Annotated in this window: 1 protein-coding gene; it reads right to left on the minus strand. The window is 44.0% G+C overall.

The genetic code is table 11. From position 1 onward, the window contains the following. A partial coding sequence (locus A3729_RS26760; protein ID WP_197476141.1) for a sensor histidine kinase occupies positions 1 to 1314 on the minus strand: 1314 nt, incomplete at both ends.

The following is a 1314-nucleotide window of genomic DNA, read 5'->3' on the forward strand; positions in this document are numbered from 1 at the left end:
TGAAGTGCGTTATGGGTTAAGTTGGTCCAGACTTGGTTTAGTTCGTCGGGGTAGCAGAGTGTTGAGGGTAAATCACCATAGTCCAAGTGCACTTCACAGCCTTGCTTAAACTGGTTCTGGTAAAGCACCAAGACTGTTTTAATGCCGTCGTTGATATTGCTTTGAATCATTTCTCCGCTGCAGTCTTGATGAGAGAAACTCTTCAAGGCAAAGACTATTTTTGATACGCGCGCGATGGCGGTATGAATGGTCATGTTGTTTCTTCGAATACTCGTAAGGGAGTGAGCGAGGGAAACGATTTTGTTATTTTCAGGGTCGAGAATTTCAGGTTTTAGTGCGCTGAGCTGATCGTGTAAGCCCATTTCCAATAGCAATTCTGCTAGATCTTCAGCACCTTCCTGATGATGGGGAGCAAGTTCTTTTGATAGAGAGCGCTTAATTGCCCTTTCCTCACGCGTGCTAAGGGAGTCGGAATGATTATTCGTCGACCTCCCTATCAGCGAGATGATCTTATTCAGTGCTTGAGCGTCAGGGTCGGGGCTTTTTTCCAGAATAGGTTTCAGTTGGGTAAGGTGGTCTTCCAAACTCATAGAGGTATTACTGGCCGATGCGCCTATTGCCCCGAGAGGCGTATTGATTTCGTGAGCAATACCTGCGATCAGTTGACCAAGTGCTGCAATTTTTTCTGAGTATATTAACTGCTGTTGGCTTTCTTCTACTTTTTTGAAGGCGTTAAGTAACTCTTCGTTCTTCTTATGCAGCGCCTTTGTTCGCTCATTAACTTTTGCGTCAAGCGTTAAATTATATTGCGCTTGTTCTAGGTAATTTTCTTCCAGGTTTTTAGCCATGTCGGTGAAGTTATGACTGAGTTCGGCAATTTCATCAGTACCAGTTATTGCGGCGTTATGGACTTTAGTGAAGTTTCCGTTTGCAATTTCTTTGGTGTAAGCGCTTAAACGCACTATGGGCTCAACTAAGCGCTCTGCTAACTGAGAGATCAGCACAAAGGCGACTAACAAAATCGCTCCGGCACTATAAAATGCCTTGTTCGTTTGTTCTTCTTGTAGTTGAGTATTTTCTGCAATAGATTGGGTGATCACTTTGTTCAGTTTTTTCAGCGAATATAGAAGGTAAATATCACCCCAGTGGGATTCTCCAATAGTTATCGGTACGCGGTATTCAAGTGAAGAGATCGGAAGAGCGCTGTCTTCAGGGTTATTAATCCCGAGGACTGAAATACTATCAGGGGTTTTTATGCTCACCTGACTAATGCTGCCATGATTTGTCGGCTGATAGGGTAGCTGTTGCTGCAAC

This window comes from Oleiphilus sp. HI0043 (assembly GCF_001634935.1).